The organism is Nostoc sp., assembly GCF_036917455.1.
Classification (GTDB): Bacteria; Cyanobacteriota; Cyanobacteriia; order Cyanobacteriales; family Nostocaceae; genus Nostoc.
Window position 1 is genome coordinate 1 of sequence record NZ_JBALDK010000058.1, and the last position, 17,689, is coordinate 17,689.

At 43.7% G+C, this 17,689-nt stretch carries 14 protein-coding genes and 2 pseudogenes; 8 read left to right on the plus strand and 8 right to left on the minus strand.

What is annotated here, in order from left to right:
• Positions 1-15: 15 nt before the first annotated feature.
• The 8 genes and pseudogenes from V7K42_RS06240 to V7K42_RS06275 all read right to left on the minus strand — a co-directional run bounded on the left by V7K42_RS06240 (position 16) and on the right by V7K42_RS06275 (position 8,664).
• Positions 16-735: pseudogene (locus V7K42_RS06240) on the minus strand (pyridoxine 5'-phosphate synthase).
• Positions 736-748: 13 nt separating this feature from the next.
• Complete coding sequence (locus tag V7K42_RS06245; protein ID WP_334914523.1) at positions 749-2,458, minus strand: fumarate reductase/succinate dehydrogenase flavoprotein subunit; 1,710 nt, start codon at positions 2,456-2,458, stop codon at positions 749-751.
• Positions 2,459-2,484: 26 nt separating this feature from the next.
• The gene (locus V7K42_RS06250) at positions 2,485-3,540 is read right to left on the minus strand and encodes a sulfonate ABC transporter substrate-binding protein (RefSeq protein WP_334914525.1); all 1,056 of its coding nucleotides are present in this window, start codon (positions 3,538-3,540) and stop codon (positions 2,485-2,487) included.
• A 136-nt stretch (positions 3,541-3,676) separates the two neighbouring features.
• Positions 3,677-4,444 carry an SDR family oxidoreductase gene (locus tag V7K42_RS06255; RefSeq protein ID WP_334914527.1) on the minus strand — a complete coding sequence of 256 codons (768 nt, stop codon included), beginning with the start codon at positions 4,442-4,444 and terminating at the stop codon, positions 3,677-3,679.
• 115 nt (positions 4,445-4,559) lie between these two features.
• The gene (locus V7K42_RS06260) at positions 4,560-4,901 is read right to left on the minus strand and encodes a 4Fe-4S binding protein (RefSeq protein ID WP_334914529.1); all 342 of its coding nucleotides are present in this window, start codon (positions 4,899-4,901) and stop codon (positions 4,560-4,562) included.
• Between the two features lie 13 nt (positions 4,902-4,914).
• Complete coding sequence (locus V7K42_RS06265) at positions 4,915-6,609, minus strand: FAD-binding protein (protein ID WP_334914531.1); 1,695 nt, start codon at positions 6,607-6,609, stop codon at positions 4,915-4,917.
• A gap of 175 nt (positions 6,610-6,784) precedes the next feature.
• Positions 6,785-8,005 carry a glutathione S-transferase family protein gene (locus V7K42_RS06270; RefSeq protein ID WP_334914533.1) on the minus strand — a complete coding sequence of 407 codons (1,221 nt, stop codon included), beginning with the start codon at positions 8,003-8,005 and terminating at the stop codon, positions 6,785-6,787.
• 2 nt (positions 8,006-8,007) lie between these two features.
• On the minus strand, positions 8,008-8,664 hold the full coding sequence (locus V7K42_RS06275) for a class I SAM-dependent methyltransferase family protein (RefSeq protein ID WP_334914535.1): 657 nt from the start codon (positions 8,662-8,664) through the stop codon (positions 8,008-8,010).
• 611 nt (positions 8,665-9,275) lie between these two features.
• On the opposite strand from V7K42_RS06275, the gene V7K42_RS06280 reads away from it, so the two are divergent.
• The 8 genes and pseudogenes from V7K42_RS06280 to V7K42_RS06315 all read left to right on the plus strand — a co-directional run.
• Positions 9,276-10,364: an LLM class flavin-dependent oxidoreductase gene (locus V7K42_RS06280; RefSeq protein WP_334914537.1), complete on the plus strand. Its 1,089-nt coding sequence runs from the start codon at positions 9,276-9,278 to the stop codon at positions 10,362-10,364.
• A 134-nt stretch (positions 10,365-10,498) separates the two neighbouring features.
• Positions 10,499-11,314, plus strand: a complete 816-nt coding sequence (locus V7K42_RS06285) for a hypothetical protein (RefSeq protein ID WP_334914539.1) — start codon at positions 10,499-10,501, stop codon at positions 11,312-11,314.
• Between the two features lie 29 nt (positions 11,315-11,343).
• Positions 11,344-11,865 (plus strand): GNAT family N-acetyltransferase, encoded by a 522-nt coding sequence (locus V7K42_RS06290; protein ID WP_334914541.1) that lies wholly within the window; start codon positions 11,344-11,346, stop codon positions 11,863-11,865.
• A gap of 87 nt (positions 11,866-11,952) precedes the next feature.
• Positions 11,953-13,290, plus strand: coding sequence for an LLM class flavin-dependent oxidoreductase (locus tag V7K42_RS06295; protein WP_334914543.1), 1,338 nt, complete (start codon positions 11,953-11,955; stop codon positions 13,288-13,290).
• A 286-nt stretch (positions 13,291-13,576) separates the two neighbouring features.
• Complete coding sequence (locus V7K42_RS06300) at positions 13,577-14,611, plus strand: aliphatic sulfonate ABC transporter substrate-binding protein (protein WP_334914545.1); 1,035 nt, start codon at positions 13,577-13,579, stop codon at positions 14,609-14,611.
• A gap of 525 nt (positions 14,612-15,136) precedes the next feature.
• Positions 15,137-16,375, plus strand: coding sequence for an acyl-CoA dehydrogenase family protein (locus V7K42_RS06305; protein ID WP_334914546.1), 1,239 nt, complete (start codon positions 15,137-15,139; stop codon positions 16,373-16,375).
• Between the two features lie 86 nt (positions 16,376-16,461).
• Entirely contained in the window at positions 16,462-16,599 is a 138-nt protein-coding gene (locus tag V7K42_RS06310) for a hypothetical protein (protein ID WP_334914548.1), read from the plus strand.
• 288 nt (positions 16,600-16,887) lie between these two features.
• Positions 16,888-17,667: pseudogene (locus V7K42_RS06315) on the plus strand (class II aldolase/adducin family protein); the annotation flags it as partial.
• Positions 17,668-17,689: the final 22 nt, after the last annotated feature.

The window sequence follows — 17,689 nt, forward strand, 5'->3', positions numbered from 1 at the left end:
TTTTAGAAACAATAATTAATTATTAGAAATAATTTTTAAATACTCATTAACAGCATTAAATAGTCCTATGTCTAAGGCATCTGCAATTATGGCATGACCAATTGAAACTTCAAGTATATTAGTAATTGAGCAAAATTTAGAAAAATTTTGCAAGTTTAAATCGTGTCCTGCATTGACTCATAAACCAATTTGTTGAGCCTTTTTCGCTGCTTGTTTATATTCTAGTAAAACTAACTCCACATCATCCTTACGAAAAGCTGTGGCATAAGGTTCTGTATATAGCTCTATGCGAGCTGCCCCAATTTCTTTAGCAAGTTCGATTTGAGTTAAGTCGGTATCTAAGAATAGGCTGACTCGGATTCCAAGTTCTTTTAACTCTTGTATAATTGGTTTGAGCCAAAAGCCATTTGTAGCTAAATCCCATCCGTGATCTGAGGTAAAAGCGTCAGGTGCATCAGGAACCAAAGTACACTGTGTTGGCTTTACCTCTCGTATTGTGTTTAAAAATTGAGATGATGGATTACCTTCTATATTGAACTCAACAGTTAGCATTTCTGCCAATTCATAAACATCTTTATATTTGATATGTCGTTCATCTGGACGTGGGTGAACTGTAATTCCATGTGCGCCTGCTTGAATGCAAGTAGAAGCTGCCTTGATTACGCTTGGTATACCAAAATTTCGAGAATTTCTGAGGAGAGCAACTTTGTTAAGATTAACACTGAGATTTGTCATCAGATTGAATATATTAGCTCACAGTTACATCATACAATTCTTTAACTGTATCTACTTCCACAATGTAAGTATCAACAGGACGCTTAAACAATATCATTTGTCCTAATTCATCTTTCTTTAAATTGACATGGCAAAACCATTCATCATCATTCTTTTCGGGATAATCTAAGCGATAGTGATAAAGTCCCCAACGAGTTTCTTGACGATATAAGGATGCTCTAGCTGCCATTTCTGCACAGTCTCGAATAAAATGCACTTCCATAGAGCGCATTAATTCATGGGGGTCACGAGCGCCCATTACATCTAATGTTTCTTGATATTGCACAAAATGTTTTAAACCAATCTCGATTTTGTTACCTGATTTTGGTGGTTGTAGATAATCATTAACTAAGCGTCTTAATTTATATTCTACCTGGGTGTGAGGTATACCATTCGGACGATTTAAAGGTGCATATATTCTAGCTTTTTCAGCTTCTAAAAAATCGGTATCTGGTTCGATAAAATCTAAATCTTGGATATATTTAATGGCATGAGTTCCAGCTATGCGACCGAAAACAAATGCCCCAATCATATAATTATGGGGAACGCTAGCCATATCTCCGGCTGCATATAAACCTGTAACGGTTGTTTGAGCATTTTCATTTACCCATACGCCAGAGGCACTATGACCGCTACATAAGCCTATTTCTGAGATGTGCATCTCTACGCCGTGAGTGCGGTAATCTTCATTTCTACCTTGATGAAAGCGTTCTCTACTTGGTCGTTCATTTGCCCAAAGTATGGATTCAATTTCTGCAATTGTATCTTCATCGAGATGGGTCATTTTTAGTTGGACTGGCCCTTTACCAGAATTTAATTCTTTCCAGATTTCCAACATCATTTGACCACTCCAATAGTCACAGCTAATGAAGCGATTTCCTTCGGCGTTAGCAGTATGTGCGCCAAAAGGGCCTGCAACATAAGCACAAGCGGGGCCGTTGTAATCTTTGATTAAAGGATTAACTTGAAAGCATTCAATATTACTAAGTTCTGCACCTGCATGATAAGCCATTGAATAGCCATCTCCGGCATTAGTAGGATTTTCATAAGTGCCGTAGAGATAGCCGGAAGCAGGTAATCCCAATCTGCCACAAGCACCTGTACACAGGATGACTGCTTTAGCTTGAATAACAATATAATCTCCGTTTCTGACATCAAATCCTACTGCACCAATAGCACGTCCTGCTTTGACTAATACACGGGTTGCCATGACGCGATTTGTGACTTTGACTTTGTGGCGTTTAACTTGGCGGGTAAGAATGGTTTTGAGGTCTTTACCTTCTGGCATGGGTAAGACATATTTACCCACACGATGCACTTGTTTTAAGTCATAGTTGCCTTGGGCATCTTTTTGAAATTTCACACCCCAGCTTTCTAGTTCTTGGATGACTTCGTAACCTAATTTGCCTGTTTGATAAACGGCTTTTTGGTTGACAATCCCATCGTTAGCTAGGGTAATTTCACGGACGTATTGTTCTGGTGTGGAATGCCCGGGAATGACTGCGGTATTCACTCCATCCATACCCATTGCGATCGCACCACTCCGTCGGATGTTAGCCTTTTCTAAGATCAGCACCTCTGCATCGGGATTCGCTTGTTTGGCTTTGATTCCAGCCATTGTCCCGGCTGTACCGCCACCTATGACAAGTACATCAGTTTTTATTTGTTGGGTGTTGATATCCATAAGCTTTTGCGAGTAGGGAAGGACTTCTAAGATTTATTACCGTTCCAAACGATATCTTTGACTTGGATTTGCTTGGGAACTAGCTTGATTTTGTAAAAAGTATCGGCAATCTTTTGTTGCTGAGTGATTACTTCATCTGTTAGCGGTAAAACACCATACTTTCGCCGTTTTTCGGCAATTTCTAATGCTGCTGCGGGAATACCTAGCTCTGGTTCTAAAAACTTGGCAACTTCTTCTGGATTATTTGTTGCCCATTCATTTACTTTGCTTACTTCACCTAACAGGGTTTTCAACAAATCTGGGTGAGATTTAACAAACTCTTGACGCGCAAGATAGTAACCCCGATTTGGTGCTAAATTTGTCGCATCTGTTAATTTTCTAACCTTTGTGTCGTGTTCAACTGCTGCTAGGTAAGGGTCCCAAATTGCCCAAGCATCAACGTTACCACCAGTAAATGCTGCACGGGCATCGGCTGGTGTTAGATGTGCTGGTTGAATGTCACTATACTTTAATCCGGCAGCTTCTATAGCTTTGACAACAAGATAGTTACTGTTCGAGCCTTTAGCAAAGGCTAATTTTTTCCCTTTAAGGTCGGCAACCGTTTTAATTGGTGAATCTTTCGGTACAATAATTGCTTCGGCTTTGGGACTCCAAGGATCGTAAGCAACATAAAGCAAGGGAGTACCTCCGGCTTGGGCAAATATTGGTGGTGATTCACCTGTATAGCCAAAGTCAATACTACCTGCGTTCATTGCTTCTAACATAGGTGGGCCGGCGGGAAATTCTGCCCATGTCACTGAAGCACCAGCAGTCTTTAAAGGTTGCGCTAAATTGCCTCGGTTTTTGAGAACACTGAGGATAGTTGCCGCTTTTTGATAGCCGATACGAACTACCACACCTTGATTTGCTGTCTGTGTTGCTACATTACCTGTATTGTTGGCAGAACACGCAGATATCACAAGAGTCAAACTTAACCCGCAGGTAAAGAATAAGGCAAATATGCCAATTCTGGATATTTCATAATTTTGAAGAAGGCTGCTGACAATCCTCATCAGTCGATTTGGTAAATACTTAGTGAGCATACATACAATTAAACTACAGGCAATATAAATACTACGATAAATTGGGCAATTTACCGTATTTTGCTCATAGAATATTCACATAGATAAGCTGCAAATGCAAGCTCCGAAAAAGTATATCTACGGGTAAAACAGTTAATCAGAAATGGGAAAGGTAGCCACCATCAACAGCTAAAACCTGTCCGGTGATGTAAGATGCGGCTGGAGAAGCAAAAAACACAACAGCGCCTGTAATTTCTTGTGGATATCCCCAACGTGCGAGAGAAGTTCGATGTTTCAACCATTCCGTGACTGCTGGATCGGCAACTACATCAGCATTACTCTCTGTGGCAAAAAAGCCTGGAGCGACTGCATTGACTGTAATTCCAAAAGCCCCAAGTTCTGCGGCAAGTGTACGGGTTAGGGCTTCGAGTCCTCCTTTAGCTGTCGTATAAACTGCGTCACCCGCACCTGCAAGTTGTCCTGCAATTGACGTAATATTAATGATTCGACCTTCACCCCTGTGCATCATCAGTTTTGCCGCTTCTCGTGACAAATTGAATGGTGCAATTAAATCAGCATTGATTAACCGACGCACTGCATCCATTTCAAACTCGAACAATCCACGGCGATCGCGCATTCCCACATTATTAACCAGAATATCTAAATAGCCGTGCTTTTCTCGGATCTCAATAAACGCACTTTGAACCGCAACTTCGTCTGTCACATCAAACGGTAACGAAAAACCTAATCCGCCAATTGATTCAATAACTGCAACTGCTTGATTAAGCCGTTCCAAATTTCGCCCATTGACGATGACACGCGCACCAGCTTTGGCAAGTGATTTGGCAATTTCTAGTCCCAAACCTTGTCCTGCTCCAGTTACTAAGGCAACTTTTTTAGCTAATGAGAACTCTGATAACGTCACAAGAATTACTTTTCAGGGTGCTATTGAGCCGATATCTGACCAAAAACTTGCACTTCAGGACTGCAAAGGCTTGATTCTTAGTTGTATCTCTCTCCTAAGAATCAAGCCTACGAAATTAACTTTGATAGGGGCGCGGTAGTTGGCGCAGTTTATGAGCAGTATCTAATTCACTATTGTTTTTTCTGCCATATCCCCAACCCAAGATGCGACGATATTCACCCATGATGCCACTTTCAATTAATTCATCCTCATTGACTGCAACATTGGTGTGAGATTCGGGCGCAACATAGAGTGCATCCGCAGGACAATATGCTTCACACATGAAACAAGTTTGACAATCTTCTTGTCGAGCGATCGCAGGTGGCTGGTTAGGTACGGAGTCAAAGACATTGGTAGGGCATACTTGGACGCACAGATTGCAATTGATACAGAGTTTATAGCTGACAAGCTCGATCATGATTCTGCTCCTACTACAACTTTGATACAGAGGGTGTGGTTTGAGTGGTTAGTGGTGGTGGTGTAGCGATGGCATCCTTAATCCAATCACGCCTTACCCAAAGTCTTTCTAAGCCGCCAGTGGCTTGGTAATAACGCTGATTTGGATCGGTTTCAGGATAGTCTATACGAATATGTTCGCTGCGTGTTTCCGTGCGATGTAAAGCACTAAAGTATGCCCATCGCGCTACAGCCGTCAGAGCAGCCGCTCGACGAGAAAATTCTACATCGCGCACTGTATCTTGTTTCGGGTTCCCTTGTACTTGCTGCCACAGCGTTTCTAATTTGGCGAGGGAATCCAGAAGTCCCTGCTCAGAACGCAAATAATTCTTCTCTAACGGGAACATCTGGTCTTGTACGCCGCGCACGATCGCCTCACTATCGAATGTTTCAGAAGATGGTGAAGGCGATGGGCTACGCCCCTCCATAGGCGATGGCGTTCCGCCCACCGTAGGCGATCGCAATCCCACTTGACCAGCAGGACGCGCAACCCGTTCATTTGCTTGAGCGCCCAAACTTTTGGCAAAGGTAGCTGCCCCAACTCCAGCCCATTGCCCTGTAGAGATTGCCCAAGCAGCATTAGGGCCACCGCCTCCAGAAGCTAACCCGGCTAGAAACTCCCGCGATGCAGCATCGCCGGCGGCGTAGAGTCCAGGAACCTTTGTACCGCAACTATCATCGGTCAAACGGATTCCACCTGTACCACGGACTGTACCTTCTAAAATTAGGGTTACAGGGACTCGTTCTGCATAGGGGTCAATGCCAGCTTTTTTATAGGGTAGAAAAGAGATGAAATGAGACTTTTCAATCACTGCCTTGACTTCAGGCGTGGCTTTATCCAAACGGGCATAAACGGAGCCTTTCAGGAGGGCATTGGGAAGGAACGATGGATCGCGACGACCATCGATATAGCCACCAAGATCGTTACCGGCTTCATCGGTGTAACTAGCCCAGCCAAAGGGAACACCCCGCGTCACTGTGGCATTAAAAGCGGTCGAAATTGCATAGTGATTGGAAGCTTCCATACTAGAGAGTTCCCCCCCAGCTTCCACTGCCATCAGCAGCCCATCACCGGTATTGGTATTGCAACCTAATGCTTTACTCAAGAATGCACAACCGCCATTCGCTAAGACTACTGCACCAGCACGAACGGTATAGCTACGATGATGTTGCCTTTGCACACCTCTTGCCCCAGCTACTGAGCCATCGTCAGCCAATAAAAGTTCTAGAGCCGGGCTTTGGTCAAAAATTTGTACACCAACACGCAAGAGGTTTTTGCGAAGTACCCGCATATATTCAGGGCCATAATAGCTCTGGCGCACAGATTCCCCATTTTCCTTGGGGAAACGATAGCCCCAATCTTCCACTAAGGGCAAACTGAGCCAAGTTTTTTCGATCACACGCTCGATCCAACGTGAGTTAGCGAGGGTTTTTCCTATGCGATAACGCTCCGATAAAACTTTGTCCCAATTCTCTGGAGAAGGAGCCATGATGCCGTTACCACTAGCTGCCGCCGCACCACTCGTACCCAGAAAACCTTTATCAACAATTATGACTTTGATACCTTGAGATGCTGCTGCCCAGGCTGCCCATGCTGCGGCAGGGCCACCACCAATTACCAGCACATCAGCATTTAATTCTAGTTCATTTTCACTATGGACTGCTAGCAATTCCCTTTCCTCAATAAGTTTTTACAGTACGGCAGAATTTAGGAGCAAAGCCGGAGACGCTCCGCCTCCGGTCAGAATTCAGAAGCGCTCCGACTTTTCGCTGCGTCTCTGGATATTAGCGTTAGCGGGGCGTAGCCCGGCAAATTCACTCATACATTCAGCAACGCACACAAAATTAATAAACAGATGTCAATAATTTATCGATCGCAGCCCGAAACGCCGTTGCTGCACCAGCACTCATATCACGGGGGGCGCAGATGCGATTTCTCAAATATGCGAAAGTAATAGCACCCACAGCAGCGAATAGGGGATCAACAGTACTATTTTTACCACCAGTCCTTCCACCCGGTAAAGTTGTGCCATTGCCATGAATGAGATAATCAGCTAGTTGTCGTAGGTGAAAATCGACAGCGTCCTTAACTGTGGTAAAATCACCGTCTGCTGCTATTGCTTGGACTCCAGAATTTTTGATAACATCTGCGATCGCAACTTCCCGATTATCGCTCAGTCTTTCAGCGGCTTCGGCTCGATATTGAATTTTCTCACTATCTGCCACATCCAGAGGTAAAGGATTTCCAATCGGTTCTACACCCCATCTGCGACGCAACAATAAATTATTAGTAATATTATCCGACTTCACCCTATGATAAGCAGGACGCTGGTTAAGTGCGTCAAACCAAGCATTGATTCGAGGAAAGCGAGGATTTCCTTTGAGATGATATCCTCGATATACAGGTAAATTAGCCGCCAATCTATCTAGATGGGGACTATACACAATATCAACTAAGCTAAATGTACTGATAAAGTAAGGGCCGGCATATTTAGCTAAAGCTTGCTCAAGTTCATCTAACTTCGCCTCAAATGCTGCTTGTAATGCCAACTTATCAGCATCTACAGATGTTTCTCTGAGGAATTTGTAAGCAATCTCTTTAAAACCGTTAGTCTCAGCTTCTTCAACCAACTGCCTAGCAACAACGTTTTCCTCTGGATTTTCCGGCAATAATGCTGGATGGGGAAACCTTTCTTCTAAAGCCAAGAGAATATCTTTAGATTCATATACTAAATTACCCTCAATTTTTGCTGCTGGGACAAGGGTTGTGGGAACTAGGTCAGTGTACCATTTAGGTTTATTACTTAAATCAATAAACTCCGTTGCAAAGGGAATTTCCTTTTCTTCCAGAGCAAACCAAACTCTTTCGCAGAAAGGACACCAAGAATTAGTATCTCGATAAAGCAAGATTGGTGGTTCTGTATTTGGAGGAACTTTATGTAAACTGCTCGGTATTGGTGCAGTAGAAGGAGATTGTCCCGGTCTCTTTACCCTACGCGCAGAGGTATTTTTTCTAGCAGTTTCTAAAACTTCTTCCCAAGTTGACACTGTGTTTTGAATAGACATTTTTACCTTGCTTTACTAGGAATGCCGGAAAACACAAATAGCTGTTGCTCTTTAGGTGCAGCCAAGTTTTCACCCCTGTATCGATGAAGACCAACACCCATATCTCCCGTAGCGGTAAGCTTGAAGTTTACTTCTTCAAATCCAGATGCACTTAAAATTTTCCGCACATTGTCAGAGTAGGTAATACCGTTGGAGTGTCCGCGAGTCCAAATGACAAAAGCACCTGGTTTACTCAGAAAACTCAGGTTATCTAGTAAGCGACTGAGTTCAGCTTCCTCAGCTAGATTGCCAAAGACACCACATACAATCACGATATCTGCTGGTACTGCTCCTACATAGTTACTGGCAAGAGTTGCATCACCATTGATAATCTCAATTTGCTTGGCTAAACCCAAAGACTCTATAGTTGCTCGTCCACGCTCAACCAACTGGGGGCTAAGTTCAACAAGTCGTGCATATACGTCATTTATTCGAGGGTGATTTTTTAAAGTTCCTAATAAATCTCGTCCATCACCCGCGCAAACACTTACGACACGGATAGTTCCAGATGGCGACGCATTCAAGCTGTAAGCAATATATTCCTGCACGATTTCTAGACGCTGCTGCAATTTTGGCTCAGTGTCGTATAGGTCGTGCCATTCATACCAATCTTTTGGCATAAGGAGTGATTCCCATTTGATGCACACTGTGTAATCTCAAACTACGGTTAGTTTATCAATTAACTGTAATTTATAGATGAGGGCAGATTATCACAAACATTTATATAAAATCAAGTCTTACTCCGTACAAATACTCTGAATCTAGCGATTATACGTAAAATGTTATAAAAAATATACGCTTTATTTCTGTGAAGTATTCCTGAAACTTAGTGGTAATGTCTTTGCTATCTATGCTGGGTGCAAAAGATGCTTTAGTTTTTCTTTTCTTATTCTCAAATCCTGTTGGCATTACTCTAAAGAATGGCACTTAAGTGGATTAAATCTTACCCTAGTTTGGATAGTGCTACTTTGTTTCCAACTTGATTGCTGATCGGGAAAGTCCGCTTGTCAATAGGGTTTGAGACGCGCTAACCCTGGCCCAAATACCATAGCGTGGTTGTGACATTCTTGCCTCCAAATTAAATGAGGATTGGGAAGATACACCTTGTTTTTTATCCTCACCTATGCAAACCTCATAGTATACTACTATAAATAGACTGACTTGCCGTATATTGTTGTAGGTAAGTGCAAAAATAAAGTTTTAGTACCGACTATAAAGGTTCTAGAAAACTATGTCTGAACCACGCTATGGGATTTGGATTCCTGTTTACGGCAACTGCGGCGTGACGAACCATCCTCTTGAACCTCGTGATGCTAGTTACTCACGAGCCAAGAATTTAATTCAGTTAGCCCAAAGGTGCGGATTTACCACAACTTTAATAGCGCAACATATCATCAATCCCAGAAACCAAGAACTTGACCAGCTAGAAACTTGGACAGCAGCAGCAGCACTAGCAGAAGCAACAAACTCTATCGAGATTATTGCAGCTGTTAAGCCATTACTATTTCATCCCGCCGTCTTAGCAAAGATGGCATTAGGTATTGATGCTATAAGTAATGGACGTTTTTCTATTAACTTAGTGAGTGCTTGGTTCAAGCCAGAAATGGAAAAACCAGGGATAAATTTCCTTACCCACGATGAGCGTTATTGTTATTCTGATGAATGGATTAGAGTCGTAAAAGCTTTGTGGAGCGGAGAGAAAGTCAACTTCTCTGGTAAATATTTTCAAATCAATGATTTGAAACTCAATCCCCCACCCATAGCCAAACCACATCCGCGTGTATATGTAGGGGGAGAGTCAGAACCAGCCCAAGAACTAGCCGCAAAAGAAGCCCACACATTTTTCCTCAATGGTCGTCCGATTGAAGTCATCCGCGAAACCATTGTGGCTGTTGCTAAAAAAACTAAGTTTCGCTCTCAACCTCTGGGCTTTGCTATGTCGGCTTTTGTGATTGCTCGACCGACAGACGAAGAGGCGGAAGCGGAATATCAAAACCTCAGAGCAATGGTACTAGCACAAGACGATCGCTCAGAATTACTCAAAGGAGTAGATTCTGAAGTAGTTATGTTCAAAAACATGGCTAAGTACCCTGGTGTGGGGAGCAATGGCGGTACAGCAGCAGGATTGGTTGGTAGCTATGATACTGTAGCCCATCGGATTGCTGAATTTACCAAAGTAGGAATTGATACTTTCATGCTGCAATTCCAGCCTTTTGCCCCAGAAATGGAGCGTTTTGCGGCGGAAATCATCCCAAGAGTGCGATCGTTAACGGTAGATAGTGAAGCGAGCGCCAACTTGAAAATAGGAGCTAGAACCTAAGAATTTGAGATTTTGGATTTTGCGTTCGCGTAGCGTGTCGGAGACAAAAGTTGCGTGCGGGGGTTCCCCCGTTGAGCAAACTTTTTAAGACGGATTTTGGATTAAATTGTTCTCCATTACCCAAAGGAAACTTTATGACAGCAATATTTACTCGTCCAGCTTGGACTACTGATTTAGAACTGGAAATTTTTGATAAACTACTTGATAAGTACGCCCCTCACATTCCGAAGAAGCGATCGCAAGAACCTAGATCGCCGGAAACTGATGAGGAAAGAGAGAATTTCTACCGCTTCCGTGTGGCTGGTGCAGCCCATGACCTGTTTATTGTACAAGTCTGCGCTAAGATAATTGACTCCTTTGCTGACCCAGAATTACAGCTATTTTTGAGTAGACAAATCGGTGATGATGGCGCACACGCTCAAAATACTCGTTTAAGAGCGCAGGCTATATCAGGACGTGACCCAATTGAGGATATCCAAAAGCAGGTGCAGAAGCATTGGGATTATATGGGTGATTTACCCATCCGTAATTGGCAAGGCTTTTTAGCATTTGAGTTGCATTACGAACTTCATATTGTGGCTTTGTTATTCATCAATAGCCGTACCAGCAAAATCAGCGACCCAGACTCAGCCAAGTTTGCAGCAGAAAGAATCCTGCCAGATGAAGCAGTTCACCGCCTGGGAGTTGTAGACTGGTGGCAACGTAAATTTGATCGAGCTTCGCTAGCAGAGAAAGAGGATTTAATCGCACAAGTTATAGAAGCAGATGAAGAAGGTCAACGCCGACGCAATTCTTACCTTCGGGATCATTGGCAGTTGAGTCAAAAAGCTATTGGTATTGAAATTGATGATTTGCCAGTACTTTATGATACTTGGCGACAAGAGGTTCTTTCTTACTTCTTGGATATTCCTATATTTAGACTGCCCAAACTTGTGAGTGTGAATGATTGATGATAAAAAACTGCCCTTTAAGATTTAATTTGAAACTTATCACCGAACTGACTGTGGATGAGAAAGAAGTGTTGCGTGTTCTCAGAGCAGCAGTTTACCCACCAGAGGTCATTGCTTATCGCCCAGGACGGCACATTAAATGGTCTTTACCGCAATGGAGATTACTTGTAGAAGATGGAAGTGGACGGCTTGTTTCGCACATTGGGATTGTTACCCGCGAGGTAACGCTAGATGATGTATCAATCCGCATTGGCGGTATTGGTGGAGTAATGACAAGCCCAGAAGCACAGGGTCAAGGCTTTGCAACTGCTGCCTTTCGGCACGCAGAAACCTTCTTAAATAAGTGTGGTTTAACTTTCGCATTGCTCGTATGTCGTCAGGATTTAGTACCCTTTTATACTCGTCTGGGATGGCAATCTTTCAATGGTATTCTTTTGGTTGAGCAGCCACGTGGCACAGTCCCTTTTACAGTCAACGAGCCGATGGTATTGTCGGTGAATGACAAAGCTCCCAAAAAAGGAACGATTAACCTCTGCGGTTTACCGTGGTAACACATTGATTTTTCATATTTTAAAGGATTATAAATATTACTAATTTATTGATAAGCACCTGTATTTTAAACTTGATACGGAGGACTAATGAGCAAATCGAAGCAATTAAAACTAGGTGCTTTCATGCGCCCGGTAAGCATACATACAGGCGCTTGGCGCTATCCTGGGACTTTGCCTGACGCTAATTTCAACTTCCCAGCGCTGAAACGATTCATCCAGAAACTAGAGCAAGGCAAGTTTGACGCATTTTTCATGGCTGACCACTTAGCGGTGCTGAATATGCCAATCAACGCATTGAAGCGCAGCCATACTGTCACCTCTTTCGAGCCTTTTACTCTACTTTCTGCCCTTGCCAGCGTCACCGAACACATCGGGCTGGTAGCCACAGCTTCCACAACTTATGACCAGCCTTACCACATCGCTCGCCGCTTCGCGTCTCTCGACCATATTAGTGGCGGTCGCGCTGGCTGGAACATCGTCACCACAGCCAATCCAGACGCAGCGCTCAACTTTGGATTAGAAGAAGAGATAGAGCATGATGAACGCTATCGGCGGGCTAGAGAATTTTATGATGTTGTCACGGGTCTTTGGGATTCCTTTGCTGACGATGCGTTTATTCGGGACGTGGAAGCAGGGATTTATTTCGACCCTGCAAAGCTTCACGTTCTGAATCATCAGGGAAAATATCTCTCGGTGCGAGGGCCATTGAACATCGCCAGACCTGTCCAAGGCTGGCCGTTAATCGTTCAAGCAGGTGCATCCGAAGCCGCACGGCAATTAGCTGCCGAAACCGCCGAGGCTGTGTTTGCACCTGCTAGTAATCTGGAAGCCGGCAAAGCTTTATTTGCAGACATTAAGGGACGGGCGCAGGCAATCGGACGTGACCCAGACAGCATAAAAATCCTTCCAGGTGTTTTAGTCATCGTGGGGGAAACCGTCGCCGAGGCACATGCCAAGCGTCTTCATTTGGACAGCCTAGTACATTATGACAGTGGGATCGCCAGCCTAAATGGTGCTATTGGCTACGATGTTTCGGGTTTTGATCCCGATAGCCCCTTGCCAGAAATCCCACCGAATAACGGTGGTCACTCTTCACGAGAAAGAGTAATAGCCTTAGCGCAACGTGAGAATTTGACTATTCGACAACTGGCGCAACGGATTGGCAGTTACGGCGGGTTGGCTTTTGTGGGCACACCCCAAACTATCGCCGATGAGATGGAAAAATGGCTGTTTGAGGAAGGCTCTGACGGCTTCAACATCATGTTCCCTTATCTTCCTGAAGGGTTGAACGATTTTGTTGACAAGGTTGTGCCAGAACTCCAACGCCGTGGGATTTTCCGCAAAGAGTATGAGGGTACAACGCTGCGTGAAAATCTCGGTCTGGCACGCCCTGCTAATCGCTTCTTCCAAACTAGTCTGGTGTAAACTGCGATCGCTAGTATCACACCTATCGTTTCTTTCTTTTTACCACTTGCATCAATAGCACCGTCATCCTTGCTGCTTGATTTTTAAATTAGCTTGTGGTAAAGTTCGTGCAATCAAAATCTACTGTAAATAGGTCAACTTACAGTAGATTATTTGGATGAGAGAGTTAGCAAACAGAGTCTAACCGCAAAATAAAAAATTTCCCATCTTCAACTTTTACATCATTCCAAAATTAGCTTTTTAATTAAAGCCTGTATTTTAAACCCCAAAAAATTGGTAATACATTATGGTAGCAATATCTAGAAAACGCAACTTTCTAATTTTATTAGGAGCTGGAGTATTTACTCTCTTTACAACTTTAGTAAGTTGTAAAGCACCAGATACACAAGAAAAAGCAGCAGTTGCAGCCCCTAGTAGCATTAAGACAAAATTGTTAAGAATTGGCTATTTTACTGCTGCGGATATTACCAAAAGTAGACAAGTTTTAGAGAAACGCTTGAATCCCTTGGGTATTCAAGTGCAGTGGGCGCAATTTACAGCTGGGCCACAGCTTTTAGAAGCAATAAATGTGGGCAGTTTGGATGTCGGTGCTGTTGGTGAAACTCCACCCATATTTGCCCAAGCAGCTGGTATTCCTTTTGTTCTTCTTGCTAATACTATACCGGGTAGTGGTGAAGGTTCGGCGATCGTAGTACCGGAAGACTCCCCCATCAAAACCATAGCTGATTTAAAAGGTAAGGGAATTGCCTTTCAAAGAGCTACTGCTAGTCAATACTTTGTTATTAAAGCTTTACAAGAAGGAGGACTAGAGCTAAAAGATGTCAAACATCTCAATCTGATAGCACCAGAAACTCGTGCAGCATTATCGCGTAAGAGCATTGATGCAGCTGTGCTAAGTGACCCCCACCTGGCTATATTTCAGAGAACGGAAAAAGTTCGGATTCTTCGTAATGCTAAAGGACTTTCAACCCAAGGAGGGTATTGGATAGCTGCACGTAGCTTTGTGAAAGAGAACCCTGAAGTAATAAAAATTCTCCTTGAAGAAGTCCACAAATTAGGCAAATGGTCTAAAGCAAATACGCGAGAAGTTGCCGAAATTGTCGGGCGTGATACCAAGCTTGATTTACCAACCTTAGAAACAATAGTCAACCGTCGGCGTTTTGGCATCAGACCGATTACCGATAAGGTTATAGCAGGACAGCAAGAGATATCTGACTTGTTCTATAAGCAAAAATTCATCACTAAAAAGATTAATGTCAAGGATGTAACACTTACTCCTGAAGAATATAATGCCATCCTCCCGGCAGAAATCAAGCCCTGAGCATTTGCAATGAACATTAAGTCGGAAAAAATTGATAATACATTATGCTAACAGTATCTAGAAAACGCAACTTTTTCATCTTCTTGATGGCTGGAGTATTTACCCTAATTTGTAATTAGGGAAAAGGGAAGGAGGAACAGTTTCGTAGAGTATATTATTGCTGTTCTCGTAATGCACCGCAAATCTTGGTGGTGCATAGAGCTAATTTCTATAATCGTATCCTACTAAACTATGAATCAATATCAAAACCTAAAATTCGAGGACATAATATACAACAGTGCAAGTTATCTCAACCTCTTAAATACTTACTCCGATCATATAAATTTAGATCGCATTACAAAAGCGCGTTTTTTTGATGCAATCGCTGAATTAATTAATACCAAGTCCAATGGTCAAATTACTAAAGGTTACTTAACTACTTTATACGTAGCCCACCTATTGTCATCTTATCTAAATCCAGAAATAGCAATTGCCTCACCAATCACCAACATAGATTTTCCATAGGATATTCGGAGATAGAAACTAATGATTAAGAGTCCAGAGAAACTTGTAGATACGACAATTCAGTTTTCGGCTCCGGTGAGAGCAAATTCACCGGAACTCCAGCAGCTTTTTGATTTTATTGCTCTGGGGGCAAGTGAGCGCGATCGCGATCGCATTCTTCCTTATAATGTGGTTGAATTGATCCGGCGTTCCAGGTTGGGTGCATTGCGAATCCCCGTTGCCGAAGGTGGTGGTGGTAGTACGGCACGCGAACTATTCGAGGTTGTGATTCGGCTGGGGGATGCCGATCCAAATGTCGCTCACATTGTGCGGAATCATTTTTCTGTCACAGAGCGGATTTTGCGTTCAGAACGCACCCCAAGGAATCGTCGCTGGCTCAAAGCCGTTGCCGATGGCGCGATTATTGGACTTGCTTCAACCGAACTGGAAGTTAAGCGATCTGGTGGCGGCCAAGTCGTGAATACAAAATTAACACCTGATGGCGATGGCTATCGTCTAAATGGGACGAAGTATTACAGCACTGGCAGCCTTTATGCAGACTTAATTTTCGTGCGTGTACTAGTACCCGATGGCAATAAAGCGTTTATACTCATTCCCACCAACCGCGAGGGCATTGACCTTGTGGATGACTGGGATGGCTTCGGTCAAAGGCTTACAGGTACAGGAACAACAACATTTAAAAATGTCCGTGTAGAGACAGAGGAAGTAATTTTTGAGACAGACAAAGACAAAGACAACCTACCCTACAATATCGTCCCGCAATTAGTCCTGACTGCCATCAACGCCGGTATTATTCGCAGCGTTCTGCGTGATGCTACAGCCCTCATCCGTAACAGACCCCGGACTTTTTACCATGCCGTAGCCGAGCAAGCCTCAGAAGATCCAATCTTGCAGCAGACTGTCGGGCAGATTGCCGCCAATGCCTTTGCTGCTGAAGCGATTGTTTTAGCAGCAGCTGATGGTCTTGATCGCCTCCCTGCTGCCCAAGCTCAGGGTGAAGAGGCAGAGACGGCTGCGGCACTGGCAACTTCTCTAAGTGCAGCGAAAGCCAAATTGATTGTCGATGATTTGGCTCTACGTTCAGCCACCTTGTTGTTTGAAGTTGGTGGGGCTTCCACAACAAAGAAAAGCTCCAACTTTGATCGTCACTGGCGCAACGCCCGCACCTTGTCCTCACACAATCCAAATCATTTTAAGGCTCGTGCGATCGGCGACTACGAGATCAACGGTACACCATTGCCACAACGAGGATTCTTCTAATTTTGTTCAGATCCCTGACTTTTAACTTGTAGCAATTTATCAGAAATCGGGGATCTCGCAGCCAACCGAAACCGTTGAGAGGAACTATGAGTGCAATTGATACTACTTCTTTGAAAGCAAGTAAAAAGGCGATCGCTTCTCCAACAGACTATCTCCAAAGCCCATTATCCCAAGCTCTCCAGCAGCCTGTACTGTTAAGGTTGTTCTTACCGATTGATTCATAACGGTGATTGGAGTTCTTCTAACCTCCCGCGTACTACAGACTGGTCGTTTCATTACAATGCCAAACTGACCCAAAATATCAAGGAGTCCATTGTGGGGAATTATTTCAAAGAACACCGCTTTCAGTACAAAGAAAAATGTTCTGCTAGTACAACCTTCGCAGTTGCAGCGTCTTTTCTTGGTTTGATAGCTTCTGGTTGCAGTCAACAAACAGCTATCAATGCCACAGTTAACTCAGATTCCTCTTCAAAAACTCTCACTACCAAAACTACAGAGAAAAACAGTGTAATTCGCTTGGGCTACCAAACATGCCAAATTACACTAGACCACAACCGCCAGTCTTTGAACGAGTTGAAGAAGAACGACTCTACCGCAAACAATGCCTTGCGGCTGCATTTCGGCTGTTTGCTCGTTTTGGCTTTAGTGAGGGAACAGCAGGCCACATCACCGCCAGAGATCCTGAGTTTACCGACCATTTTTGGGTAAATCCCCTTGGCAAATACTTTGGCCACATCCGGGTTTCTGACTTGATTTTGGTCGATAGAGAAGGGGAAGTTATCAAAGGTAATGCTCCCGTCAATCGCGCCGCTTTTGCCATTCATTCACAGGTTCATGAGGCGCGACTTGATATAGTTGCAGCGGCTCATGCTCATTCTCTGCATGGTAAATCTTGGTCAAGTCTTGGTCGCCTCCTTGATCCCCTAACTCAAGATGCTTGTGCTTTCTATCAAGACCACGCTCTATTTGATGACTACAAAGGAGTAGTTTTAGATACTTCAGAGGGTAAAAGAATTGCTGAATCTTTGGGAGACAAAAAAGCTGTCATCTTACGGAATCATGGCTTTTTGACAGTGGGACAGACAGTAGACGAAGCTGCTTTTTGGTACATTTCTTTTGAGCGATCGGCTCAAGCCCAACTACTTGCAGAAGCAGCTGGCAAACCACTTCCCATTGACCACGAAACAGCAACTTTTACTCATAACCAAGTAGGAACCCATTCTGGCGGTTGGTTTAGCTTTCAGCCACTCTACGACCGAATTGTGGGCGAAGAAGCAAGCTTACTAGAGTAGTTGGTGGTTATTTTTCTTCCTT